This window comes from Candidatus Korarchaeota archaeon NZ13-K (assembly GCA_003344655.1).
GTDB lineage: Archaea > Korarchaeota > Korarchaeia > Korarchaeales > Korarchaeaceae > Korarchaeum.
In genome coordinates, this window is sequence record MAIU01000087.1 from 1 (window position 1) to 4,486 (window position 4,486).

Annotated in this window: 4 protein-coding genes; 1 reads left to right on the plus strand and 3 read right to left on the minus strand. The window is 60.3% G+C overall.

Annotated features, from left to right (window positions below; translation table 11 throughout):
* The 3 genes from BA066_06860 to BA066_06870 all read right to left on the minus strand — a co-directional run.
* Positions 1 to 428, minus strand: a 428-nt coding sequence (locus BA066_06860; GenBank protein ID RDD52971.1) for a helix-turn-helix domain-containing protein, incomplete at its 3' end; no start/stop codon positions are given.
* A gap of 26 nt (positions 429 to 454) precedes the next feature.
* On the minus strand, positions 455 to 1,564 hold the full coding sequence (locus tag BA066_06865; GenBank protein ID RDD52972.1) for a hypothetical protein: 1,110 nt from the start codon (positions 1,562 to 1,564) through the stop codon (positions 455 to 457).
* Complete coding sequence (locus BA066_06870) at positions 1,561 to 3,579, minus strand: hypothetical protein (protein ID RDD52973.1); 2,019 nt, start codon at positions 3,577 to 3,579, stop codon at positions 1,561 to 1,563. The genes BA066_06865 and BA066_06870 overlap by 4 nt, the downstream gene beginning before the upstream one ends.
* A 165-nt stretch (positions 3,580 to 3,744) precedes the next feature.
* Between BA066_06870 and BA066_06875 the strand changes: the two genes are divergently transcribed.
* Positions 3,745 to 4,486 (plus strand): DUF711 family protein (locus BA066_06875; GenBank protein RDD52974.1); only part of this gene is annotated, 742 nt, incomplete at its 3' end.

The window sequence follows — 4,486 nt, forward strand, 5'->3', positions numbered from 1 at the left end:
CCCTCCAGCATGCGCCTCAGCCTCTCGTCATCCCTCAAAGTGTCATATTCCCTACAAACGACGTCCAAAGCATGCTCATATTTTCCCTTCAACCTCACCCTCTGGCTCCTGTATAACCCCCTCCTCCTGACCTGGTAGCAGATCTCGCATGTCAGGGTCGATGCATCGAGCCAGCTGAGGCTGCCCCTAGCTAAGCCCTCAGCTATCCTGCTCACGATGGCAGCTATGCTCTCATCCTCACTCAGGTCGAAGACGCTCCCCCTGGCCCCCCTCATGTACTGGCTCACGGCCGCCTGCGTCACCCCCAGGAGCTTTGCCACCTCCACTTGCTTCAGCCCGTGCCTCTCTATGAGCTCCCTGGTTATGGCGGCCCTGACTGAAGGTATGAGCGTCCTGACTATCACCTCGCAGGGTTGTATCAGACTCATCGGACATTAACGCGGTTATACCTATATTAAGCTTCCTCCAATGATGTGATCACAATCCTATTTGCCCTCCTCAGGTCCGTGACCATCTGGGGCATGACGGCCCACGTGCTGTGGAGCACGACCTCGCCCCACTCGGAGTCGACCAGGCCCATGGATAGCGCGGAGAGCAGAAGCATGTCGAATCGATCCTCCCTCATGAGCTTCACCTCATCGCTCAGCAGCTCTATCATCCTGGCCGCTATCAGGGAGTCCTCCAACCTCTCAGCAACCCTTCCCTTCCATTTGGGGTCCGCGGGCATCCTGGCGATCCTCACCGCCTCATCCTCCAGCTCTCCCAAGAGCCTCGATGCCCTGAATGATATCCTGGCCTCGACATCCCTCAGGGCCATCCTCTCATCCCCCAGGGGCAGATCCTTGGAAACTATCTCAGCCTCCTCATCCAGCGCCTCCTGGAGCTCCTGCCTCCCGGACTCGAGGAAATCGAGCGCGTTAACCTTCACGGAGTTGAAGAGCCCCCACCTGGAGAGGCTCATCGGTTCCTCTGGGGAGAGCTCAGCCGCATCATAGCTGGCGTTCTCACTGGAGATCATGGCGTCCAATATCTCATCCATCTCGAAGAAGACAAGCGCCTCCCTCAGGGCCGAGGCGGGATCATCGGCCGCATGTATTATGTTGAGGGCCCTGTTCGTCCCCTTCATGTCGTACCTGATGTTCCCTGGCCTGCCCGCCTCGGGCGTGGTCGGGCCAACGGCCTCCCTCAGCCTCGAGCAAGCGTTGGCTTCGTGCGACAGCACCATGGCCACCACTGGCGCCTGCCCGAAGACCTTGGGCATTATCCACCAGGAGCTCGCGTAACGCTGCTTCACGAACATGTAGAGGTCATCTATCATCGAGGGATCCATCTCAGCTATCTTAATAGCCCCTATGGTGAAACCAGCGTCCCTGAGCCTCTCAATGACCTCCGGGGCGAGCCCCCTGGCGAATGCGTCCGGCTTCACCAGGGCGAACGTGAATGAGTCAAGGGCCCTCACGTGCTCCTCATCCGCCTCTGCGAGGAACCTCTCCCTGAGGCCGGAGAAGATCGTCCTCTCGAGGGGATCCTCCCTGTCGAAGTGGGAGAGGGGGCTCCTCATCATCCCTTCACCCTGAAAACGGCCACCTCCACGTATCCCTGGTTCTTGCCGACGTGCACCAGCTCGAAGTAGTTCAACCTGCCCATCCCGATCGAGCTGAGGGCCATCTTGTAGAGGGTGGTGTTCAGCGCGTAATCCGTGGGTATGTACCTCCCGCTGACGCTGTCGTGGTAGAAGAACTTCGGCAGGTCCTGGGTGAGCCACTTCCTGACCTCATCCGCCCTGTAGGGGCTGTACTGGAACTGACCAGCTATCCAGGCCATGGCCATCCACTTCCCCCCTCCTGAGAAGCTCCCGACCTCGGCGGGCACGTCCACCACTACGTAGCTCGCATTGAACCTGCTGGCCAGGTCCAGCATGGCCTCCTCCGGCCCCATGAAGGCCTTGGCTATTAGCGTTATCTGGCTGGAGTTTATCGTCAGGCCATCGGCCAGGGTGACCTTTCCGGAGCCGAGCTGCATCCAGTAACCGTAGTCCCACCAGGATATGACGACTTCATCAGGACTGGTGTTGTTCCTGAGCCAGTTCAGGGCATCAACCCATCCCTCGCTGAACCCTAGGGGGTAGTTCAGGGCCTCCTCGTATGATAGGACGTAGCTGCTGAACTCCCCCCCGTACTCCCTTATGTGACCCTGCAGGGCGACCGGGAGCACGACGAGGAAGATCATCAGGATGATCGGGACCCTTAGGATCGCTATCCTCCTGCTCAGCGGGAGAGGAGACCCCCTTCTCACCTTTGACCTCTCAAGGGCCCTCAGCCTCTTCAGGTAGGGCTCCGAGAACAATAGAAGCCTCTGGGTGAAGTACCCGGAGCAGAGGGCCAGGAAGGGGGCGGCCAGGGGAGGGAGCCTGACCATGCTGACCGCGAAGTAGAGGGATATGAAGGTCATGATCGTGAGCGTGAGCTCCTCATCCCTCCTCCACCTCTCCAGGATCATGGAGAGGAGCCCAAGCGACGCCGGTATCAGGAGGGTGGTGAAGGACTCGAAGCTCTCCCCGGCCCCGTGCTCCGCCACGGTCTCAACCACGTTGCCCTGGGGCAGCTTCACCGACGGGAAGAGCACCCTCATGAGCCTCCCCGTGAGGGGCTGATAGATGCCCAGCCCCAGGAAGATCGCCAGGAGGGCGGCTCCAGCAGCCAGGGAAACCTCCCTCCTTCTCCTCTCGATCCCAAGCCTGGGGAGGACCAGGTAGACTAGGGCGGCCAGCAGGGAGGCCCATACGAGCGTGCTCTCGAAGCTCACGTAGAGCTTCCTGTAGGCCAGGTTGGGAAGGGCTCCGAGGGATGCTATGAGAACGTAGAGGGGCGGCATGCCGAGAGCGAGGGCATTTCTCCAGTTCAACCTGTTCAGGAGGAGAAGGAGGAAGATCATGAGGGCATACCCATCGTATAGGGCCCTGAAGCCGGCCCACACGCCTGAGGCGTAGACGAGAAAGGCGCCGCTCAGCCCGGAGTAGGCGATCACCTTCCAGTCCTCATCCGATCTCATCGCCTTAAGCGTGAGGTAGAAGGAGGACATGAGCAGCGGGATGGCGAACTGCTCGTGCCTGTACCAGCCGGCTAGAGATCTGCTCAGGTAGGCCCAGGAGAGGGAGATCGCGAAGGAGGAGATCAAGGCGGCCCCCCTTCCCCAGAGCTCCTTTGAGGTGAGGTAGAGGGGGATCACGACCAGTGGGGCGAAGAAGACCGGTATGTAGACGACCACGGTGTAGAGATCGTTGAATCCCAGTAGAGAGGAAATCTTGTATATTATCGCTCCTGTGTAGTAGTGGAGCACGGGCAGCACCTCAGTGGGATTGAAGCTCCAGGGGTGCCAGGAGAGAGGGTCGTAGGTTGGGAGGCGACCCGTCCTGACCAGGTATTCCGTTATCCTGTAGTGGAGTAGCGGGTCATCGGCCGTCAGCTTGGCCCCGTACTTGATCGTGGGTAGGAGCCTCATGAGGGCCCCCAGGATGTAGGAGGAGAGAACCGCGATGACGTCCAGAGCCAGTCCCCTGATCCTCTCCCTATCGACCAAACCGCTTTCACCTTCCCGCAACACTCCACCTCCTTATAAAAAATTGATCCCCGATCCGACCGGGCCATCCGGCTCGATTCCAATCGAGCCCACCCGAGTTCCCGGGCACTAGAGACAGATCACCGGGGCGTAAGAGTTAAAAGATGGAGATCGGAGAGCCCACCCATGAGGTTCAGATCGGTCACCCTTCATCTCAAGGATCCTGAGAGCTTCTCATCCTTCTCCGATTATCTCCTGAAGCTCTCAAGGAGGCTCGACTCCATGTCGGCCAGGGTAGTGCTTGGGGAGCCCTCGGATGATGTTGACATCGAGCTCAAGGCCGTCTACTCCGGCAGGGGATCCTCAGCGTTCGGAAGGGCGTGGGAACTCCTTAAAATGGGGTACTTCACCTCCGTGTCCATTGGAAGTGGTCCCGCGGAGCTCTTCAGGGCGGCTGACTTCATCTTCAGGGTGTCGGAGGAGCTGGGTCCTGAGTGCGCCACGATGTTCGCTCTGAGCTCGGATGAGCCGCCGGAGGGGCCCTACTTCCCGATGACTAGGGCCGAGTCCTTCGGGATCAGCTTCTCCCTTCTCTACCCCTCAGACCTCTACGGCCCGCTCTCGGAGGTTGAGGAGCCCCGGGAGGTGCTCGGGTACGCCCTCTCGAGGGTCTTCAGGGATGCTGTGTCGGAGGCCGAGAGCGCCTCCTCCGACCTCGGGGAGGAGGTCCCCATCCTCGGGATGGACTTCTCCCTCAGCCCCTGGATGGAGGAGAGCGCAGCCAAGGTCGTGAGCCTGGTCGCGAGATCCCCCTTCCTGGGACCCGGAACCCCATCGGCAGTGGCTGAGGTGAACTCCGCGATAGGGGAGGCATCGCGCGGCATGAGGAGGCTGGGGTTCAACGAGCTGATGCTCCCCATGGCGGAGG

Excerpts from the sequence above, each read along its gene's own strand:
- BA066_06865 (RDD52972.1), bottom strand. The coding sequence starts at position 1,564 with ATGATGAGGAGCCCCCTCTCCCACTTCGACAGGGAGGATCCCCTCGAG.